Below are 20366 nucleotides of genomic sequence, written 5' to 3' on the forward strand. Positions count from 1 at the left end.
TACGATGGAATCCGGTTTGATTCCGGCAGATCCCGTTCCCCCAACAACCAGGAGGTGGAACCATGAACCCCATCATGGAGCAAAAGACAAACAAGCGCCCCCTCTCCCCCGAATGGGACCCTTGGGATCCCTGGTACACCCGCAGCGCCAAGGGGGGTTACGAACTGACCAGCGTGGAATTCACCGTCACCCATCTCTGCAATCTTCGCTGTGAACATTGCGCCGTCGGGGAAATGCTCTCCGAGGTGGAGGGAGACCCGATCCCCGTCGAACAGCTGATCCGCCGCCTGGAGGAAGTGGAAACCCTGCAAACCCTCAGCATCACCGGCGGGGAACCCGTTTTCAGCCCGAAAACAGTCAGGGATGTCATCCGGCCGCTTCTTCGCTACGCTCGGGAACGGGGTCTCTACACCCAACTCAACTCCAACCTGACCCTCCCCCTCTCCCGGTACGAGGAATGGGTGGAGGATGTGGACGTGCTCCATATCTCCTACAACTACAGGGATGCCTCGGATTTTCACCGGATCGCCTTCGCCAAGCACCAACGGGACGTTTCCTCCGCCGCTGCGGAAAAGTTGTTTATTCAGATGGTGGAGAATGCAAAAACCCTTTCCAAAGCGGGGGTGTTCGTCTCCGCCGAAACCTTCCTCAGCCCCTTTACCGTCCCACACATTGAGTCGATTCACCGGGACGTGGCATCGATGGGATGTCTTCGGCACGAAGTGCATCCCCTGTATCCCAGCGACTTCGCCCGGGATATGGAGCTGATTTCCCTGGATGAGTATCGGAAAGCGGTCCGCAGATTGCTGAGGGCCCGGATTCCGGGCGTCTGGATCCTGTTCGGGACCCTTCCCTTCTACCCCTGCAGCAGCCGGGAGGAAGATCTCGAATTGTGGCGGGAGCTCCACCGGGAGGAAGGCGTGACCGTCCGGCACGACCCGGACGGACGAAACCGGCTCAATGTCAACATCTTCACCGGGGATATCATCGTCACCGACTTCGGCGACATTCCTCCCCTGGGAAACATCCGGAGGGATCGCTTGAGCGACGCCTTTGACCGCTGGCTTCAACATCCCGCCGCCGGACGCCTGCATTGCTACTGCCCCGCCGCCCGCTGCACGGGGCCCAATGTCCTCGTGGCCGACACCTATTACCCCAAGACCGATTTTCAAAAGAGAAAGGCCCGGATCTCCTTGTGACCGTTCGGGCACCTGTTTCCCGAACAGGTGTTTTGTTTTTGTCCTTGACTTCCTGTTTTCTTAAAAATTTTTTATATGGAAAATAAGAAGCCGCAAAAAAGGGCCCTTTTCCAGGGCCTTTTTGTTTTGTCGCATCAAGTCATTTTTTGTTGACCCTTATCCACAAGGGCTGATAGAATCATTTTAAGAGATGGCTGATCAACAGCGAGGTATGGGGGGAAATGACAAAATGATCACACCTGTCTACATAGGAAACGACCAGGGGTACTACGGCACCAAAGTGGTATGCCGGCACGGCGACAAATTTTACAAGCTTTTTATTCGCAACATGGTCGTTCCCAATCGGGTGGGAGAGATCACTTACAATAACGATCCCCACAACATCATGTACCGGGAGACCGAAGGGGATCGGGAGTGGTTCGTAGGGAAACTGGCCATCGAGCAATCCGGAGACGACGAGCTGTTTGATTCCCATGAACGCCGACTGTTCAGTCCCACTTGGTTCCGCGAACAGGAATACCTGATCATGTTCCGCGTCAGCACCGGACTGATGCTCCAGGGAAGCAAGGAGCCGATCGTATCCGTCGCCCTTCCCACGGACAGCTACATCGACTACAAGGAAGAATTGAAACGCCGCCTGATCGGCAAACACAGCTTTGAGGTCAAGCAGGGGAACCTTCCCTACAGAAAGATCGAATTTGAAATCAAACGGGAAAACCTGTACGTCATCAGCCAACCGATGGCCACCCTTTTCCACATCGCCCTCGACCGGGACGGACAACTCCTCAACGAGGATCTGTTCATCCAAAAGGTGAGCATCAACGATCTCGGGTTCGGAACCTCCGATGTGGAAACCCTTCACGGGGAGACGATCATCAAGCGGCAGAGCTTCTCCTCTCGCCACGCCATGTTGAGCGTCTATCAGCTCTTGTCCAAGCGGCTGCTGGAGTTCACCCGGGAAATCGACCCCGACAAGACCGGCAAGGAGTATCAGGTATGGAGCCTGAACCGGGTCATCCATTCGGGGGAAATCAGCTTTAAAGGAAAAGTGTACAACGTGTCGGAGATTGTCCAGAGCTGCATCCAGGAAGTGGGGCAGGCGATGGTGGATGAGGTGTGGCAGCGCCTCGATTATGCGGACGACATCACCTACATCATCCTGACCGGCGGCGCCTCCATCCCCTTCAAGCCCTATTACCGCGAACGCTTCGGAGATAAACTGATCTTTGCGGAGGATTACGGAATCGAAGCGCAGTTTGCCAACGCTTTCGGACTGTGCAAATTCTCCCAATCCAAGTCCAAATCGGTTCCGGTCAAGAGCGAGCAGGAAGTGGCCGCCGCCATCCAGGAGGAATTCACCGTTCCCGAAAAGAAAGAGGAAGCGGACAAAAAGTGATTCCGTCCAGCCGCCGACAAAAGGCAAGCGGATCCCCCGGTGATCCCCTCCGGGGGATTCCGAAACCGCCTCAAGAGCTGTAAGATCCGATCCCTGGCCGGTTCATCTCGTGTTCCCGGGGAACATGGTTCCCCATCATGGTTCGGTGCCCGGAGATGGCTGCGGAAATCAACAAGGCCGTCGTCGCGCCTTCTTCGGCTTTGTTTCGGCCTGCGCGAAAAACGACGTTCCCCGCAGGCCTGAACGTTTCCGCAGCGTCACCGATTTTTCTTGCCCGGACCCGGCGGGGAATTTCATTGCGAAGGAGGGACGACTGTGCAGCTTACAGGTGGAGAATTTGACGTCATCGTCATTGGCTCTGGCCGTTCGGGACGCGAAACTGCATTGGCTGCCACCCGTGAAGGGTGCTCCACCCTGTTGATCTCCCTCTCCCCGGGAACCATCGCTTCAATGATGTGGAGCACCTCCGACGAGTCTCCGTTAAAACAGGAACTGATTCAGGCCTTCATCCCCTCCGGTGACGAAAACGGGAGAGAGAAAAGACAGTCGACGGTCACCATCCAAACCACCCTCAACCAGCCGGACCGGGAAACTTCCGTATATGTCCTCCAAGCGCAGGTCCAGCGGAGCCATCGTCTTTCCGCCCCCGATTCTCCCGCGGTGTTGCAGATCGGTGAACCCAATACCCCTTCCGGACAGAACAGAAGCCTGCGGGAACGGGAGATGCGAATCCGCGAAAAGTTGCTCCGCCGAAACGGCCACCATCCGGAACCGGATGAAAAGGAAGACGCCTCCGCCGCCTTAAATACGGAACCCGAGCCAACCGCTCAAAAAACCCGATCCTCCATTTATCAACAGAGGAACAATTACCTGAGAAGGAAGCTGCTGGACCGGCCCAACGGCCGGGAAAAACCGGTTCAAATCCCCCCGCAGCCTCGACGGAAAGAAGAGCGAGAAGAAAGGACGGAAGAGCCCAAAAGGGAATCCGCAACAACCGCCAAGCCTGCCTCTCCCATCCTTCTCCCCACTTCCAAGGATGCGAAGGGGCTCTCGGAATCCCTCATCCCCATGGACCGAACGCGCCGAAAAAAACAGCGCAGCGACGGCGCCGCCAAAGTGCATCCCCTGATCCACAGGGAAGGCCCGGTCCAAGAGAAAAAGCCGGCCAAAAGCCGGTTTCAGGCCCTGGTGTGGGAGGATTCCAAAGGGGGCAAATCGGCGACCGCACGAAGGGAAACCGGTTCGAAGGGACAACCCAAGGCGGTGAAGATGAGGCTTGCCGACGAGGGTGCGGCAAAGAAAAAATCGACGGAAGACGAAGGTCATCCATCCCCTTCCCCGTCTCCGAAGGCCGCTCCTTACGAGCAGCGGACGGAACAGCGGACGGAATCCGAACGGATGGATGCGGGCCGGCAGGGAAACCAACAGGCGGATGTCGATTCGGAACGGGAGAAGAAGAAAGTCTCCTTCATCGAAAGGGAACAGGCCCGGATGATACTGGAACAGTCCAGCAGCGCACCCTTGAAGAAGGATGCGATCCAGCTGGAAGATCCCTACGGTTACAACGCATGGGAAGACATCATGCCCTTCTCCAAAGGAAAAGAAAACAAATCATCGCTGGACGCCTCGGAAAAGAGGAAGATCGCCCTCCGGGGCCTGCGAAATCTGATCAACAACCTGGGTTGAACCAACAGGGGCCGATTCATTTCCCGGGAAATGAATCGGCCCCCTCTTTTCGGATCGCCGTCCGGATCAGCGAAGTGGGTTTTTCGCCGGAATCCCCGGACGGCGCGGATAAGCGGACGGTGTAGGCGATTGCTTTCTGAGGCTCAACAACCTTCTTTCCCCCATCCCCTCGGGAAGGGACAGGGCCTCCTGATGCACCTCACCGCCCCCCAATTTTTGCAGGGCTCCCCCCGCCTCTTCCAGTTCCTTTTCCGCCTCCGGGCCCTTCATCGCCACGAACCAACCGCCGACCCGCACGAAGGGCAGGCAGAATTCGGCCAAAACCGGGAGACGAGCCACCGCCCGCGCCACGGCCACATCGAACCGCTCCCGGAACTCCTTTTCCCGCGCGATCTCCTCGGCCCGGCCGTGGATCGCCTCCGTCCGGTCCAGCTCCAGCTCCCGAATCACATCCTTCAAAAAATCGACCCGCTTTCGCAGGGAATCCAACAGGACAACCCGTAGGTCGGGAAAGAGGATCTTCAGCGGAAGGCCGGGAAAACCCGCTCCCGTCCCCACATCGATCAACGCTTCGACCTTGTCCATCGGCACCTGCTTCACCACCGTGAGGGAATCGAAAAAATGCTTGATATAGACATCCCTTTCTTCGGTGAGAGCCGTCAGATTCACGCTCCGGTTCCTCGATACCAGCAGCTTCATGTAGCGGTCAAACTGCTCCAACTGCCCGGGGGAGAGTTCCCATCCCAAGTTTTTCACATGATCCAAAAACCGCTCCCGGATATCCACCATCAGATCCTCCTTCACGAACGGCAGAAATAAAACCGGACCCGGGAGGACGTCCCGTTCAAGGGACCCCTCCGCGGCCCGGTGCTCGCGCTTCACGCCTTGGCGAAGGACTTGCCGCCCTGTTCGATGTGCACCATCAGAATCGAGATGTCCGCGGGATTCACACCGGAGATGCGCGACGCCTGGCCGATAGACAAGGGGCGCACCTTTTTCAGCTTTTCCCGGGACTCCGAGGAGATTCCCTGGATCTTGTCATAGTCCACCCACGAGGGGATCTTCTTGTCCTCCATCTTCTTCATCTTTTCCACCTGCTGCAGCGACTTCCGGATATACCCCTCATACTTCAGCTGGATCTCCACCTGTTCCGCCACCTCCGGAGAAAGCGGCTGCGGCGGCGGAGCGATCAGGCTGATCTCCCGGTACCCCAACTCGGGCCGTTTGATCAACTGGGCCAAATCCATGGCGTTGGTCAGTTCGCTGGATCCGGCATCCCGCAGGATCCGCTGGATCTCGGGGGTCGGCTTCACCCTCGTCTCCCTCAGTCGGGCGATCTCCCGCTCGATGGCCTCTTTTTTGGCGACAAACCGGCGGTACCGCTCCTCGGGAATCAATCCGATTTCATAGCCCAGCTCCGTCAAACGGAGATCCGCATTGTCATGGCGGAGGAGCAGGCGGTATTCCGCACGGGAGGTGAGGAGACGGTAGGGCTCTTCCGTCCCCTTGGTCACCAGATCGTCGATCATCACGCCGATATAGGCCTGGGAGCGGTCGAGGATCACCGGCTCCTTCCCCTGCACCTTCCGGGCGGCGTTGATCCCGGCCATGATCCCCTGGCCGGCGGCTTCCTCGTAGCCGGAGGTGCCGTTGATCTGCCCCGCCGTGAACAGGTTCGCCACCAGTTTCGTCTCCAGGCTGGGCCACAGCTGGGTGGGGACGATGGCGTCATATTCTATGGCATATCCGGTGCGCATCATCTCCACCTTTTCCATGCCCTCGATCGTCCGCAGGATCTCCCGCTGCACATCCTCCGGCAAGCTGGTGGACAGCCCCTGCACATACATCTCCAGGGTGTCCCGTCCCTCCGGTTCCAGGAAGATCTGGTGGCGGGCCTTGTCGGCAAAGCGGACGATCTTGTCCTCGATGGAGGGGCAGTAGCGGGGCCCCCGCCCCTCGATCATTCCGGAGTACATCGGCGCCCGGTGCAGATTGCGGCGGATGGCCTCATGGGTGCGTTCATTCGTGTAGGTCAACCAGCAGGGAAGCTGATCGGTGATGTACTCGGTGGTCTCAAAGGAGAAGGCCCGGGGCTCCTCATCCCCCGGCTGGATCTCCATCTTGTCGGTGTCGATGGTCAGCTTGTTCACCCGGGGAGGGGTCCCCGTCTTGAAGCGGACCATCTCGAAGCCCAGATCCATCAGGTTGTAGGACAGATTGATGGAGGGCTGCTGGTTGTTCGGACCGCTCTCGTAGGAAAGATCACCGATAAAGATCTTCCCGCGCAGATAGGTTCCCGTCGTGAGCACCACCGCCCGCGAACGGTATTCGGCGCCGGTCCGGGTGATCACCCCTCGGCACTCCCCGTCCTCGACGATCAACTTCTCCACCATCGCCTGATGGAGATCCAGATTGGGCTCCGCCTCCAGGGTCCTTTTCATCTCCTGCTGATACTTCACCTTGTCCGCCTGGGCCCGCAGGGCGTAGACGGCTGGCCCCTTGCCGGTGTTGAGCATCCGCATCTGGATATGGGTCTTGTCGATGTTTCTCCCCATTTCCCCGCCCAGGGCATCGATCTCCCGGACCACGTGCCCCTTGGCGGGACCTCCGATCGAAGGATTGCAGGGCATGTAGGCGATGGTGTCCAGACTCAGGGTGAGCAGCAGCGTACGGCAACCCATCCGCGCCGCGGCCAGCGCCGCTTCACACCCGGCATGGCCCGCGCCGATGACGATCACATCGTATTCTCCGGCCCGATAACCCATCTTCTTCTCCCCCCTTTTTGAAAGATCGGGTAAAGTCGCAGCCTTCCCGCCCCTTCTTTCGGGATTGCTTCGCTCATTTCCCCAGACAGAATTGGGAAAAGATCTGATCGATCAAATCCTCGGCCACCGCCTCGCCGATGATCTCCCCCAGGTGCTGCCAGGCGTTTTTCAGGTCGATCTCCACCATGTCGAGGGGGATGTTCCCCTCGATTCCGGCGATGGCGTCCCGGACGTTGCCGAGGGCCTGCTCCAGGAGGTGGATGTGGCGCACGTTGCTCACGTACGTGGCATCCGTCCCCTCCACCCTGCCGGCGAAGAAAAGCTCGCCGATCGCCTCCTCCAGCCGGTCGAGACCCCGCTCCTCCTTCAGGGAGAGGGTGACGAGGGGAGTGTCACCGATCAGGCGGCGCACTTCCTCCAGATCGAGCCGCCCCTCCAGGTCCGTCTTATTCACCACCACGATCGCCGTGTGTAAGCGCAGGGCTTCCAGCAGCTTCCGGTCATCCTCCGTCAGCGGTTCCGCATAATTGAGCATGAGCAGCACCAGGTCCGCCTGTTCGAGGGCCCGGCGGGAACGCTCTACGCCGATCCGCTCCACCACGTCCTCGGTTTCGCGGATGCCGGCGGTGTCCACCAGACGGAGCGGGATCCCCCGGACGTTCACATATTCCTCGATCACATCCCGGGTGGTCCCGGGAATGTCGGTCACGATCGCCTTGTTCTCCTGGACCAGGGCATTCAGCAGGGAAGACTTGCCCACATTGGGCCGGCCGACGATGACGGTGGCGATTCCGTCACGCAGGATTTTCCCCTGCCGCGCGGTGTCCAGCAGGCGGACGATCTCCCCTTCGATCTTGCGGCAGCGGGAGAGGAGCATCTTCCCGGTCAGCTCTTCCGCATCATATTCCGGATAATCCACGTTGACCGCCAGGTGGGCCAGGGTTTCCAGGATCTCCTGTCTGAGCCTCCGGATCAGCCGGGAAAGGCGGCCCCGTGCCTGATCCATCGCCACGCGGGCGGCCCGGTCCGTCTTGGAACGGATCAGGTCGATGACCGCCTCCGCCTGGGACAGGTCGATCCGACCGTTCAGAAAGGCCCGTTTGGTGAACTCCCCCGGCTCGGCCAACCGGGCTCCCGCCGTCAGGAGCGATTTCAGCACCTTCTGCACCGGTACCACCCCGCCGTGGCAGCTCACCTCCACCACGTCCTCCCGGGTGAAAGTGCGCGGAGCCCGCATGACGGTAACCAGCACCTCGTCGAGGACCTCTTTCGTCTCCGGATGGAGAATATGGCCGTAGTGAACCGTATGGGTGTCCACTTCGGTCAAGGAACGTTTCCCTTTATATACCCGATCGACCACCTCCACCGCCTCCGGTCCGCTCACCCGGATGACGGCGATTCCTCCCTCGCCGACCGGCGTGGAAATGGCCGCAATCGTATCATTTTCCATTGTCGATCACCCCGGATGCCCCTCCGGCATCTCTCCGAAATTGCACATGCATAGGATATCCTGAATTTTCATCATAGCATACCGCCGTTGGAAATGAAAACCGCCTCCATAAACAAAAAACGCCCTCCCGAGGAGAGCCTCTCACCGTATGCGCCCCTATTTTTCCGGAGCAATGATGACGCGGCGATCGGGCTCCTCCCCTTCGCTGTAAGTGGTGAGCCCCTCCACCGTCTGAATTCGGGTGTGAATCACTTTCCTGTCCGCAGGACTCATCGGCTCCAGCTTCACTTCCTTGCCGGTCCGAAGCACCTGACGGGCCAGCCGATCCGCCAGATCCTGGAGGGTTTTCCTCCGCCGTTCCCGAAAACCCCCCGCATCCAGAATGAATCGATGCCGCGTTTCGGCGCCGCGGTTTGCCACGATGTTGACCAGATACTGCAGTGCGTCCAAGGTTTGTCCGCGCCGGCCGATGATCAGTCCCAACTGATCCCCGCGCAGGTCGAAAGTGACGGCCTCGGGCTCCTCCCGCACCTCCACCTCCACGGAAAGCCCCATGGTGGAGAGCACCTCCTTCAGAAAGCGCAACCCCTGCTCCACCGGGTTCACCGGGGTAGCGATCCGCTCCACCTCCACCTTTGCCGGACGGGCCCCGAACAGACCAAACCATCCCCTGCGGGGCTCCTCGAGCACCGAAACCCGCACCTGGTCCCGGGTGGCCTTGAGGCGGCCGAGGGCTTCCTCCACCGCCTCCTCCACGGTTTTCGCCGAAACAATCACCTTGTTCACCCGGTCAACCCTCCTGTTTTTTCGCACGGTATTTGTCGCTCAGGAAGTAATACTGAACCATGGAGAACAGGTTGCTGTACACCCAGTACAAAGACAGAGCCGCCGGAAACTGGTAGGCCAGGACGAAGATCATGATCGGCATCACGAACAACATCACCCGTGTCTGCGGATTGTCCCCCATCCCCGTGGCGATGGACTGCAGGTAGGTGGTCACCGCCGCCAGGACGGGCAGCACAATCCAGGGATCGGGCTGGCCGAGCTGCATCCACAGAAAGTCCGATTCGGCGATGTGCTGATTGCGCATGATCGACTGGTAGAACGCGATCAGGACGGGCAACTGGATCAGGAGCGGAAGGCACCCGGACATGGGGTTGACGTTGTGTTTCTGGAAGAGCTTCATCGTCTCTTCCTGCAGCTTTTGCTGATTGTTCCGGTACTTCTCCTGAAGCCTCTTCAGCTCCGGCTGCAGGGCCTGCATCGCCTTGGAGCTCTTCATCTGCTTGATGGTCAAGGGGAGAAGGAGCAAACGGATGATTACCGTAACCACCAGAATGGAAAGACCGTAACTGCCGATCAGTTCATTGAAAGCATCCAACGCGACGGTCAAGGGATAGACAAAAAATCTGTCCCAGATGCCGCCGTTCGGATCAACCGGTTTGAACTGCGAAGGATCCGGCGCGCAACCGGCCAGGGCGCCGAGCGCCGCGACCAGAAGCAAGAGCCCGATCCATTTTCTGCTGCGACGTTTCTGCAATAAAAACGCCTCCTTAACGGTTCCGACTGGAAAGGTTCGGCTGCTTCTGCGAAAGCCGGTGAATATGTATGACGGCCGACAGCCGGCCTCAGGGAACCGGATCATAGCCTCCCGGATGAAAGGGATGGCACTTGGCTATCCGCTTCACCGTGAGCCACCCGCCGCGCAGCACGCCGTAACGGGAAATCGCCGTCAAACCGTACTCGGAACAGGTGGGGTAGAACCGACAAGACGGCGGTTTCAGGGGGGAGATGAATCGGCGGTAGAAACGGATGGCCCCCAAAGCGATGGCCTTCATCGCGACCTTCCCCTCTTCTTCTCTTCGTTCTGCCTGAGCAATTTTCCTTTGGACATCACGTGGCGCAAACTGGATTCCACCTGATGGTAATCCATGGTTGCGGCAGGAGCGCGGGCGATGATGACCAGGTCCGTTCCCTCGGGCAGCGATTCGATCCTCTGGCGAAGGACCTCCTTCACCAACCGCTTCACCCGGTTTCGCGTGACCGCCTTTCCCACCTTGCGGCTGACGGATATGCCGATCCGGACCGGTCCATCGTCAAACCGCTTCAATTTGTACACGACAAATTGACGGTTGGCCGTCGAGGAACCGGCGCGGAACACCCGTCGGAAATCGTTCCTCCGCCTCAGACGGTGTTCCCGTTGCAAGGGCGCCCCTCCTTCCGGAACCTGAAAGCCTCTCAAATTTCAGTATGGAGCGGATTGTCCCAAAAATAAACCCTTTTCGTCCCGGAAATAGGAAAAAAGGCCACGCTGCATGGCGGTGGCCTTAAGCGGACAACACTTTTCTGCCCTTGCGCCGGCGGTTTCGAAGCACTTTGCGTCCGTTTTTCGTGCTCATCCGCTTACGGAAGCCATGCACGTTCTTCCGCTTCCGCCTGCTCGGTTGATAGGTTCGCTTCATATCGCTTCCGGTGGGCGACCGCGGGCCAAGCCCCGAAGGTCGCTCCCAAAAACCCGGTACCCTCCCTTCTCCGTCTGTTTCCGCCATGAACATCCGGCGACAGGATGACAGTCTTTCTAATTATATCGGTCCAAAAAGAAGGTTGTCAAGGAATGGCGGGAAATCCACATGTGGATAAATTTGACCGGCCGATTCCGGGGAATCCCCAAGCCATCCCCCGCTTGTCCACACATCCCCTCCCTGTGGACGAGGGGATTCCCAGGCCCTGTGGACTGTGGATAAATGTCTTAAATCCCATTGTCATTACTAGAATCATTTGGTATCATGTTTATGTTTTCCCCAGTGGATAACTTCGAGAGATTCCTCCTTTATCCACGTCTTGTGGATAATCGTGTGGAAATCCACAGGATCTTGTGGATGATTCCCTCCGACACCCTGTGGACGGTGTGGAAAACACCGCCGCTTTCTTTTACTCTTCGATTCGGCCGCCCTTATCCTGTGAATAATTCTGTTGACATGCCCGAAAGGAGGTTGCCCATGTGGACACGTCCATCCAGGAGCTGTGGTCACAGGCCCTGGAATCGATCCGGGGGAAGCTGAGCAAGCCCAGTTTTGAGACGTGGCTGATGTCCACAAAAGCCGTCGATTATTACGATGAAACCCTGGTGATCTCCGCACCCAACGATTTTACCCGCGACTGGCTGGCCTCCCATTACGTCGATCTGATCCGGGACACCCTGACGGAGATCACCGGAAAGGACATCGAGGTCCGGATCGTCAACGCTCCCCCTGTGGAAAAAGGTGCGGAACAAAGGGTTCCCGTCCCGGAACGAAAACCCGCCGTGACCGAAGAACCCCCGAAGACGATGCTGAATCCCCGCTACACCTTTGACAGCTTCGTCATCGGCTCCGGCAACCGCTTCGCCCACGCGGCCTCCCTGGCCGTGGCCGAGGCACCGGCCAAAGCGTACAATCCCCTGTTCATCTACGGCGGGGTGGGCCTGGGAAAAACCCATCTGATGCACGCCATCGGCCATTATGTCCGGGAACATAACCCCGACAGCCGGGTGGTCTACATCTCCTCGGAGAAGTTCACCAACGAATTCATCAATTCCATCCGCGACAACAAGACCGTCGACTTCCGCAACAAATACCGGAATGTGGACATCCTGTTGATCGACGACATTCAGTTTTTGGCCGGAAAGGAACAAACCCAGGAGGAATTTTTCCATACCTTTAATACCCTTCACGAAGAGAGCAAGCAGATCGTCATCTCCAGCGACCGGCCTCCCAAGGAGATCCCGACGCTGGAAGACCGCCTTCGCTCCCGCTTCGAATGGGGACTGATCACCGACATCCAGCCGCCGGACCTGGAGACGCGCCTCGCCATTCTGCGCAAGAAAGCGATCGCCGACAACCTGGACATTCCCGGTGAAGTGCTGGCCTACATCGCAGACCGGATCGACACCAACATCCGGGAGCTGGAAGGGGCCCTAATCCGCGTCGTCGCCTACTCCGCGCTGATGAACCAGCCGATCTCCCCGGAACTGGCCGCGGAGGCCCTGAAGGACATCGTTCCGAACCACCGGGAGCGGGCCGTCAGCATCCAGGACATTCAACAGGAAGTCTGCGCCTTTTACCGTTTGAGCATCGAGGATCTGAAAGCGAAGAAGCGGACCAAAAACGTCGCCTTTCCGAGGCAGATCGCCATGTATCTCTGCCGGGAATTGACCGACAACTCCCTGCCGAAGATCGGGGAGCAATTCGGCGGACGGGACCACACCACCGTGATTCACGCCCATGAAAAGATCAGCGGCATGCTGGCCAAGGATCCCCAGCTGAAGGACGAGATCGAAGAGCTGAAAAAGCGGATCCGTCACAGGAGGTAATCCCGGACAAATCTACATGTGGACAAAGTGGACAAAGCGGACGAACCCATGCACAACCCTTTCCACAGAGGAATTCCTTATCCCGGCGGACTTGGGGCCGGTTATCCACACCATTCACAGGGCCTATTACTTCTTCTGCTGCTACAAAAATAAATAATCTATGCATCCACCCCGAAAAAAATGACAACGACCTTTCATATCGGATGGGGATTCCATCTTTTCGACATTTCACAAAAATCCGGGAATGAGGAGGGTTTCCCATGAAGTTCCGCATCGCCCGTTCCGCCTTGGTGGACGCGGTCTCCCAGGTATCCAAGGCGGTATCCACGAGAACGACCATCCCCATCTTGACGGGGATCAAGGTGACGGCAGACGAAGAGGGCATCCTCTTCACCGGGAGCAATGCCGATCTGACCATCCAGGTGAAGGTGCCCCTGCGCGAAGAGGATAAGGAAATTGTTGTATTGGAAAGAATGGGTAATACCGTTCTCCCCGGACGCATCATCGGGGAACTGGTCCGCAAGTTGCCGGAGGACGAAGTGGAATGGGAAGTGGACGAGCGGCGGGTGGCCACGATCCGCTCCGGCCAGGCCCAGTTTCAGCTGAATGCCATGGATCCCGAGGAATATCCCCGGCTTCCGGAGCTTGTGGAGGATCGCAAATTCAGCCTTCCGGCCGATCTCCTGCAGACGATGATTCGGCAGACGGTGTTCGCCGTCTCCACCTCCGAGGCGAGGGGAGTCCTGATGGGGGTCCTCTGGCAGCTGGAAGGAGGCAAACTGCGCCTCGTCGCCACCGACAGCCACCGCCTGTCCCGCCGGGAAGCGGAGGTGGAGGCCCCGGAAGACCTGACCCTGACCAATGTGATCGTCCCCGGGAAAAGCTTGTCGGAAGTGGGGAAAATCCTGGCCGACCGGTCCGGTTGGGTCGACATCGTCGTGTCGGACAACCAGCTCTTGATCAAGACGACGCACCTGAAGTTTTTCACCCGGCTCTTGAGCGGCAATTACCCGGACACCGACCGGGTGATCCCCAAGGGCGGGAAGACGGAACTGGTCCTTTCGACCAAGGAATTGCTGGAATCCGTGGATCGGGCTTCCTTAATCAGTCGGGACGGCAGGGATAATGTGATAAAATGGGTAGTAAGCGACGACGGACGCGTCGAGGTGAGCTCCGCCGCCCAGGACGTGGGAAGTGTCACCGAAGAGGTGGTGGCCCGGGTGAGCGGAGAGCCGATGAGCATCTCCTTCAACGCCCGTTACATGATCGAAGCGCTTCGGGCGGTGGACAGCGACGAGATCCGGATTCTCCTGACCGGACCGATGACACCCTTCTCGATCCGGCCGGCGGACAGCGACGATTCCCTCCACCTGATCGTTCCGATCCGGACCCGGTAGCGCGGGAGAGTGACCCACGTGCGGAATATTGCGATCAACACGCCCACCATCCAGTTGGGACAATTGCTGAAAAAGGCGGAGATCATCACGACCGGGGGACAGGCAAAACTTTTCCTGCTCGACGTCGAGGTGAAGGTCAACGGGGAGCGGGAGACGCGCCGCGGCCGAAAGCTCATGCCGGGGGACACGGTGGAAATTCCCGGACACGAGCCCATCCGGGTGATTCGTTCGTGACGGGAGGGGTGGCCGGTTGCGCGTCGAAGAATTGGAAGTGAGTCAATTTCGCAACATCGAGCAGCTGAACCTCGCCTGTCCGGGGGACCTTCACCTGTTCATCGGCGCCAACGCCCAGGGGAAAACCAACCTGCTGGAATCCCTGTACGTTTTGGCGCTGGGCAAATCCCACCGGGCGAGGTCCCACCGGGAACTGATCCGCTGGAATCAACCGACCGCCCGGCTCGCCGTGCGCATCTTGAGGGGAGAGCGTTCCCACCGCCTGGAGGTGCGTCTTTCGGAACGGGGTAAACAGGTCGTCCGCAACGGGGTGGAACAGCGCCGCCTCAGCGAATACATCGGAACCCTGGCCGTCGTCCTGTTCGCACCGGAGGATCTGGACATCGTCAAGGGAAGCCCGCAGGTCCGACGCCGGTTCATCGATACGGAGATCGGGCAGATCAGCCCCGCTTACGTGTATCATCTGAGCCGCTACAAACAGCTGGTCTCCCAGCGAAACAGCCTGTTGAAAGAGCTGTCGGGACGCGGTCAGGCGGAGATGACGCTGCTCGAGGTGTTGGACGAACAGTGGATTGAATCGGCGGTTCCGGTATGGAGGAAGCGCTTTGAATTCGTGCGCTCCCTTTCGGAGCGGGCCGGACGGATTCACTCCGCGATCAGCCGGGGGGTGGAGGAGCTGAAGGTCCTTTACGCCCCTTCCGTCGACCTCGACGAAGAGAGCTCCCCGGAGATGTGGAAACAGCAGCTTCGCCGGGAACTGCCCCGGATCCGGGAACAGGAAATCCGTCGGGGAAACACCCTGCTCGGCCCCCATCGGGACGACCTGCGGCTCATCGTCAACGGTTTCGATCTGTTCGCCTACGGGTCCCAGGGGCAGCAGCGGACAGCGGCGCTGGCGCTCAAGCTGGCGGAAATCGAGTTGATTTATCAGGAAATCGGCCATTATCCCATCCTTTTGTTGGATGATGTTCTTTCCGAGTTGGACGATCACCGAAAGACACACCTGTTGGAAACGATCCGGGACAAGGTGCAAACCTTCGTCACCGCGACCAGCCTGGAGGGCATCGGGAAAGAGACCCTGGAGCGGGCCCGGATCTGGCGGGTGGAAGGGGGAACCTTTACGGAACTGAGGTGAGAGGGTGTTTGTTCACCTAGGCGGGAACAAGATGATACGCACCCGGGACGTGATCGCCATCCTGGACGCGTCATCCCCGCACATTTTTCCCTTTGTGGACAGGGCACGTCGGGAAGGGCGATACGTGGTCATCGCCCCCCGGGATGTCAAATCGATCATCGTGACCGATACGTTGGTCTACGCTTCCCCGATTTCGTCCCACACCCTGATGAAGCGGGCGAATGAAGGGCCAAGCCGCTTATTGCGGTCCGAAGGCCTTCCGGGGAGCGACCAGGAATCCAGAGAGTAGGTGAACTGCAGGTGACCGTACAGCGAACCAACTATGATGAAACCCAGATTCAGGTGTTGGAGGGGTTGGAGGCGGTTCGAAGGCGGCCGGGGATGTACATCGGCTCCACCAGCAGCCGCGGCCTTCACCACCTGGTGTGGGAAGTGGTGGACAACAGCATCGACGAAGCCCTGGCCGGTCGGTGCGATGCCATCTGGGTAACCATTCATCCGGACAACAGCGTGACCGTAACCGACAACGGTTCCGGCATCCCGGTGGGCATCCACCCGAAAATGGGGAAGCCGGCGGTGGAAGTGGTGATGACCACGCTTCACGCCGGAGGAAAATTCGGCGGCGACGGGTACACCTTTTCCGGCGGTTTGCACGGCGTGGGCGTGTCGGTCGTCAACGCCCTTTCCGAATGGCTGGAGGTGGAGGTGAAGCGGGAAGGGAAAATCCACCGGCAGCGTTACCGGCGGGGGGTTCCCGAGACGGAGCTGCAGGTGGTGGGCACCACCGATGAGACCGGGACCCGCGTCACCTTCAAGCCCGATCCGGAAATCTTCACGGAAACGACCGAATACGACTATGAGGTGCTTCAAAACCGCCTGCGGGAATTGGCCTTTCTCAACCGCGGAGTGTACATATCCCTGACCGACGAGCGGGGAGAGGGAAAATCCCAGGAATTCAAATACGACGGCGGGATCATCTCCTTCGTGGAGCACCTGAACCGAAACCGGGATACGCTGCACGCTCCCCCCATCTACATCCAGGGGGAACGGGACGGCATCTTCGCGGAGATCGCCCTCCAGTACAACGATTCCTACGCCAGCAACATCTATTCCTTCGCCAACAACATTCACACCTACGAGGGGGGGACCCACGAAGCGGGCTTCAAATCGGCCCTCACCCGGGTGATCAACGACTATGCCCGCCGCAACAATCTCCTGAAGGACAACGACAGCAACCTGACCGGTGACGACGTCCGCGAAGGTCTGACGGCGATCATCAGCGTCAAGATCCCCGATCCGCAGTTTGAGGGACAGACCAAGACCAAGCTGGGGAACAGCGAAGCGCGGACCGTGACGGAATCCGTCTTCGCCGACCGCTTCTACACCTTTCTGGAGGAAAACCCCTCCGTGGCCAAACGGATCATCAGCAAGGCCGTGACGGCCGCGCGGGCCCGGGAGGCCGCCCGGAAAGCCCGGGAGCTGACCCGGCGGAAAAACGCCCTGGAGGTGAGCTCCCTCCCGGGCAAGCTGGCCGACTGCACTTCCCGGAACGCCGAGATCAGCGAACTGTTCCTGGTGGAGGGGGATTCCGCGGGCGGGACGGCCAAACAGGGGCGCGACCGGATGTTTCAGGCGATCCTCCCCCTCCGGGGAAAGATCCTCAACGTGGAGAAGGCCCGTCTCGACAAGGCCCTTTCCAACGATGAAATCCGGACGATCATCACCGCCCTGGGAACGGGGATCGGCGAGGATTTCAACATCGCCAAGGCCCGTTACCACAAAGTGATCATCATGACCGACGCCGATGTGGACGGGGCGCACATCCGCACCCTGCTCCTCACCTTCTTTTACCGGTACATGCGTCCCCTGATCGAGGAGGGGTATGTCTACATCGCCCAGCCTCCCCTGTACAAGATCAGCCAGGGAAAAACGATCCGCTATGCTTACAGCGACCGGGAGAAGGAGCGGATCGTCCAGGAGATGCAGGCCAAGGGAAAAGTGGAAATCCAGCGGTACAAGGGGTTGGGTGAGATGAACGCCACCCAGCTCTGGGAGACGACGATGGACCCGGAGAGCCGCACCTTGCTCCAGGTCAGCCTTCAGGACGCCATCGACGCCGATCACGTGTTTGAAACGCTGATGGGGGACAAGGTGGAGCCCCGCCGGGAGTTTATCCAGGAGTACGCCCGGCAGGTGCGCAATCTGGACGTCTGACGGTGCCGCGGGCGGCCGAAGGATGGCCGGATCAACGGACGGAGGGACTAACCGATGCCAGATACCGAACGGATCCAGGAAGTAAATATCAGCCAGGAGATGCGCAATTCCTTTCTCGATTACGCCATGAGCGTGATCGTCAGCCGCGCCCTCCCCGACGTGCGGGACGGGCTGAAGCCGGTTCACCGGCGGATTCTTTATTCCATGTTTGAACTGGGGATCACTCCGGACAAGCCGTACAAGAAATCGGCCAACGTGGTGGGGAACGTTCTGGCCCGTTACCATCCCCACGGCGATGCGGCGGTATATGACTCGATGGTCCGGATGGCCCAGGATTTTTCCTACCGGTACATGCTGGTCGACGGCCACGGCAACTTCGGTTCCGTCGACGGCGATTCCCCGGCGGCGATGCGTTACACCGAAGCGCGGCTTGCGCCCATCGCCCTGGAGATGCTCCGGGACATCAAGAAGGAAACCATCGATTTCGGGCCCAACTACGACGGCAGCCTGGAGGAGCCCCTGGTGCTTCCCTCCCGCATTCCCAATATTCTCGTCAACGGGGCATCGGGGATCGCCGTCGGCATGGCCACCAACATTCCTCCGCACAACCTCGGGGAAGTGATCGACGGCTTGGTCCGGATGATCGAGAACCCCGAGGTGACGGTGGAGGAGTTGATGAAATCGATCAAGGGCCCCGATTTCCCCACCGGCGGGGTGATCCTGGGGACGGACGGAATCAGGAAGGCTTATCGCACGGGGCGGGGCAACCTCCAGGTCCGGGCCAAGACGCGCATTGAAGAGGCCTCCGGCGGCAAGATGCGCATCGTCGTGGAGGAGCTTCCCTATCAGGTCAACAAAGCCAAGCTGGTGGAAAAGATCGCCGAACTGGTCCGGGAAAAGCGGGTGGAGGGCATCACCGACCTCCGGGATGAATCGGACCGGAACGGGATGCGCGTCGTCATCGAGCTCCGGCGGGACGTCAACCCCCGGGTGGTGTTGAACAACCTGTACAAGCATACGGCACTCCAGACGGGCTTCGGGGTGATCATGCTGGCCCTGGTGAACGGGCAGCCCCAGGTGCTCAACCTGAAGGAGCTCCTTCACCACTACCTGGAACACCAGATCGAAGTGATCCGCCGCAGAACCCAGTTCGACCTGCGCAAGGCGGAAGAGAGGGCCCATATCCTGGAAGGACTGCGGATCGCCCTGGATCACATCGACGAAGTGATCGCCCTGATCCGCGCCTCCCAGACGGCGGACGAGGCGAGAACCGGCCTGATGGAGCGCTTCGGCCTGACCGAAAAGCAGGCCCAGGCCATCCTGGACATGCGGCTGCAGCGCCTGACCGGCCTGGAGCGGGAAAAGATCGAGAGCGAGTACGAGGAGCTGCTCAAAACGATCGCCGAACTCAGGGCCATCCTCGCCGACGAAGCGAAGATCCGCGGAGTCGTCCGGGACGAGCTCCTGGAGATCAAGGAGCAGTTCGCCGATGAGCGGAGGACGCGGATCAAGCCGGACGCGGATGAGATCGTCGAGGAGGATCTGATCCCCGAGGAAGAGGTGGCGGTCCTGCTCACCCACCGCGGTTACATCAAGCGGATGCCCCTGTCCACCTACCGGGCCCAGCGGAGGGGAGGACGGGGCATCACCGGGATGGGCACCCGGGAGGACGATTTCGTCCAGCACCTGTTCGTCTGCAACTCCCACCACTACCTGCTCTTTTTCTCCAACCGGGGCAAGGTGTATCGGTTGAAGGCCTACGAGGTGCCGGAGCTCGGCAGGGCGGCCCGGGGAACCCCGATCATCAACCTGATCCAGATCGAGCCCGGGGAATACATCCACGCGGTCATCCCGGTGAAGGAGTTTACGCACGACAAGATGCTCTTCTTCGCCACCAAGCACGGGGTGATCAAGAAAACGGCCCTGGAGGAGTTTGAGCACATTCGGCGGAACGGTCTCTTTGCCATCAATCTCCGGGACGAAGACGAGCTGGTCGGCGTCCGCCTGACCGACGGAAATCAGGAGATCATCCTGGGGACGCGCTTCGGCATGTCGATTCGCTTCTCCGAACAGGATGTCCGGCAGATGGGCCGTTCGGCGACGGGTGTGAAGGGGATCACCTTGAGCGAAGGGGACGAAGTGATCGACATGGATATCGCCTATCCGGATCACGACGTGATGATCGTCACCGCCAAGGGGTACGGGAAACGGACGCCCCTTTCCGAGTACCGTCAGCAGTCCCGGGGCGGAAAGGGGATCAAGACCCTCACCGTCACCGAAAAGAACGGCCCCATCGTCGGCCTGAAGATGGTGACTCCCCGGGAGGATCTGATGTTGGTCACCAACGGCGGCATGGTGATCCGCCTCAACGTCTCCGATATTTCCCAGCAGGGCCGCTACACCCAGGGAGTCAAGCTGATCACTCTGCGGGAGGGAGAAGAGGTGGCCACCGTCGCCCGCGTGCACACCGATGAGGAAGAAGAGTGAGCGGCAGTCGTCCGCAACCCCGGCCGGAGAGGTTCACCCTCTCCGGCTTTTT

Annotated in this window: 18 protein-coding genes; 10 read left to right on the top strand and 8 right to left on the bottom strand. The window is 59.5% G+C overall.

The features are described 5' to 3' along the window. Positions 1–62: 62 nt before the first annotated feature. The 3 genes from yfkAB (at position 63) to CLV97_RS03285 (ending at position 4281) form a co-directional block, all read left to right on the top strand. The gene (gene yfkAB, locus CLV97_RS03275; protein WP_106344087.1) at positions 63–1199 is read left to right on the top strand and encodes a radical SAM/CxCxxxxC motif protein YfkAB; all 1137 of its coding nucleotides are present in this window, start codon (positions 63–65) and stop codon (positions 1197–1199) included. A gap of 229 nt (positions 1200–1428) precedes the next feature. Next, the gene (locus CLV97_RS03280) at positions 1429–2595 is read left to right on the top strand and encodes a ParM/StbA family protein (RefSeq protein WP_106344088.1); all 1167 of its coding nucleotides are present in this window, start codon (positions 1429–1431) and stop codon (positions 2593–2595) included. Positions 2596–2910: 315 nt separating this feature from the next. Continuing rightward, on the top strand, positions 2911–4281 hold the full coding sequence (locus CLV97_RS03285; RefSeq protein WP_146130396.1) for an FAD-dependent oxidoreductase: 1371 nt from the start codon (positions 2911–2913) through the stop codon (positions 4279–4281). 66 nt (positions 4282–4347) lie between these two features. Here CLV97_RS03285 and rsmG read toward each other — a convergent pair whose 3' ends face one another. From rsmG to rpmH, 8 genes are all read right to left on the bottom strand, one after another. Next, positions 4348–5067 (bottom strand): 16S rRNA (guanine(527)-N(7))-methyltransferase RsmG, encoded by a 720-nt coding sequence (gene rsmG, locus CLV97_RS03290; protein ID WP_425440540.1) that lies wholly within the window; start codon positions 5065–5067, stop codon positions 4348–4350. 92 nt (positions 5068–5159) lie between these two features. Beyond that, positions 5160–7046, bottom strand: coding sequence for a tRNA uridine-5-carboxymethylaminomethyl(34) synthesis enzyme MnmG (mnmG, locus tag CLV97_RS03295; protein WP_106344090.1), 1887 nt, complete (start codon positions 7044–7046; stop codon positions 5160–5162). 73 nt (positions 7047–7119) lie between these two features. Then, the gene (gene mnmE / locus CLV97_RS03300; protein WP_106344091.1) at positions 7120–8496 is read right to left on the bottom strand and encodes a tRNA uridine-5-carboxymethylaminomethyl(34) synthesis GTPase MnmE; all 1377 of its coding nucleotides are present in this window, start codon (positions 8494–8496) and stop codon (positions 7120–7122) included. 156 nt (positions 8497–8652) lie between these two features. After that, complete coding sequence (jag, locus tag CLV97_RS03305; RefSeq protein WP_106344092.1) at positions 8653–9282, bottom strand: RNA-binding cell elongation regulator Jag/EloR; 630 nt, start codon at positions 9280–9282, stop codon at positions 8653–8655. Positions 9283–9286: 4 nt separating this feature from the next. Then, the gene (locus CLV97_RS03310; RefSeq protein WP_245891348.1) at positions 9287–10036 is read right to left on the bottom strand and encodes a YidC/Oxa1 family membrane protein insertase; all 750 of its coding nucleotides are present in this window, start codon (positions 10034–10036) and stop codon (positions 9287–9289) included. 88 nt (positions 10037–10124) lie between these two features. Continuing rightward, on the bottom strand, positions 10125–10334 hold the full coding sequence (gene yidD / locus CLV97_RS03315; protein WP_106344094.1) for a membrane protein insertion efficiency factor YidD: 210 nt from the start codon (positions 10332–10334) through the stop codon (positions 10125–10127). Beyond that, positions 10331–10702 carry a ribonuclease P protein component gene (rnpA, locus tag CLV97_RS03320; RefSeq protein WP_106344095.1) on the bottom strand — a complete coding sequence of 124 codons (372 nt, stop codon included), beginning with the start codon at positions 10700–10702 and terminating at the stop codon, positions 10331–10333. The genes yidD and rnpA overlap by 4 nt, the downstream gene beginning before the upstream one ends. A 121-nt stretch (positions 10703–10823) precedes the next feature. Further along, complete coding sequence (gene rpmH, locus CLV97_RS03325) at positions 10824–10958, bottom strand: 50S ribosomal protein L34 (protein WP_092036046.1); 135 nt, start codon at positions 10956–10958, stop codon at positions 10824–10826. A 539-nt stretch (positions 10959–11497) separates the two neighbouring features. Between rpmH and dnaA the strand changes: the two genes are divergently transcribed. The 7 genes from dnaA (at position 11498) to gyrA (ending at position 20314) form a co-directional block, all read left to right on the top strand. Continuing rightward, entirely contained in the window at positions 11498–12847 is a 1350-nt protein-coding gene (gene dnaA / locus CLV97_RS03330; RefSeq protein ID WP_106344096.1) for a chromosomal replication initiator protein DnaA, read from the top strand. A gap of 260 nt (positions 12848–13107) precedes the next feature. Then, a complete protein-coding gene (dnaN, locus tag CLV97_RS03335; protein ID WP_106344097.1) occupies positions 13108–14244 on the top strand; it encodes a DNA polymerase III subunit beta in 1137 nt (378 codons plus the stop codon). Positions 14245–14262: 18 nt separating this feature from the next. Beyond that, positions 14263–14478: a S4 domain-containing protein YaaA gene (gene yaaA / locus CLV97_RS03340; protein WP_106344098.1), complete on the top strand. Its 216-nt coding sequence runs from the start codon at positions 14263–14265 to the stop codon at positions 14476–14478. Positions 14479–14494: 16 nt separating this feature from the next. Beyond that, the gene (gene recF, locus CLV97_RS03345; protein WP_106344099.1) at positions 14495–15613 is read left to right on the top strand and encodes a DNA replication/repair protein RecF; all 1119 of its coding nucleotides are present in this window, start codon (positions 14495–14497) and stop codon (positions 15611–15613) included. A gap of 4 nt (positions 15614–15617) precedes the next feature. Continuing rightward, positions 15618–15902 (top strand): extracellular matrix regulator RemB, encoded by a 285-nt coding sequence (gene remB / locus CLV97_RS03350; protein WP_106344100.1) that lies wholly within the window; start codon positions 15618–15620, stop codon positions 15900–15902. Positions 15903–15913: 11 nt separating this feature from the next. Further along, the gene (gene gyrB / locus CLV97_RS03355) at positions 15914–17827 is read left to right on the top strand and encodes a DNA topoisomerase (ATP-hydrolyzing) subunit B (protein ID WP_211295668.1); all 1914 of its coding nucleotides are present in this window, start codon (positions 15914–15916) and stop codon (positions 17825–17827) included. Between the two features lie 54 nt (positions 17828–17881). Next, complete coding sequence (gyrA, locus tag CLV97_RS03360) at positions 17882–20314, top strand: DNA gyrase subunit A (protein WP_106344102.1); 2433 nt, start codon at positions 17882–17884, stop codon at positions 20312–20314. Positions 20315–20366: the final 52 nt, after the last annotated feature.

Origin of the sequence: Planifilum fimeticola (genome assembly GCF_003001905.1) — a bacterium.
GTDB classification, from domain to species: domain Bacteria; phylum Bacillota; class Bacilli; order Thermoactinomycetales; family DSM-44946; genus Planifilum; species Planifilum fimeticola.

Excerpts from the sequence above, each read along its gene's own strand:
- mnmG (WP_106344090.1), bottom strand. The coding sequence starts at position 7,046 with ATGGGTTATCGGGCCGGAGAATACGATGTGATCGTCATCGGCGCGGGC.
- yfkAB (WP_106344087.1), top strand. The coding sequence starts at position 63 with ATGAACCCCATCATGGAGCAAAAGACAAACAAGCGCCCCCTCTCCCCC.
- gyrA (WP_106344102.1), top strand. The coding sequence starts at position 17,882 with ATGCCAGATACCGAACGGATCCAGGAAGTAAATATCAGCCAGGAGATG.
- dnaN (WP_106344097.1), top strand. The coding sequence starts at position 13,108 with ATGAAGTTCCGCATCGCCCGTTCCGCCTTGGTGGACGCGGTCTCCCAG.
- CLV97_RS03280 (WP_106344088.1), top strand. The coding sequence starts at position 1,429 with ATGATCACACCTGTCTACATAGGAAACGACCAGGGGTACTACGGCACC.
- yidD (WP_106344094.1), bottom strand. The coding sequence starts at position 10,334 with ATGAAGGCCATCGCTTTGGGGGCCATCCGTTTCTACCGCCGATTCATC.
- rpmH (WP_092036046.1), bottom strand. The coding sequence starts at position 10,958 with ATGAAGCGAACCTATCAACCGAGCAGGCGGAAGCGGAAGAACGTGCAT.
- mnmE (WP_106344091.1), bottom strand. The coding sequence starts at position 8,496 with ATGGAAAATGATACGATTGCGGCCATTTCCACGCCGGTCGGCGAGGGA.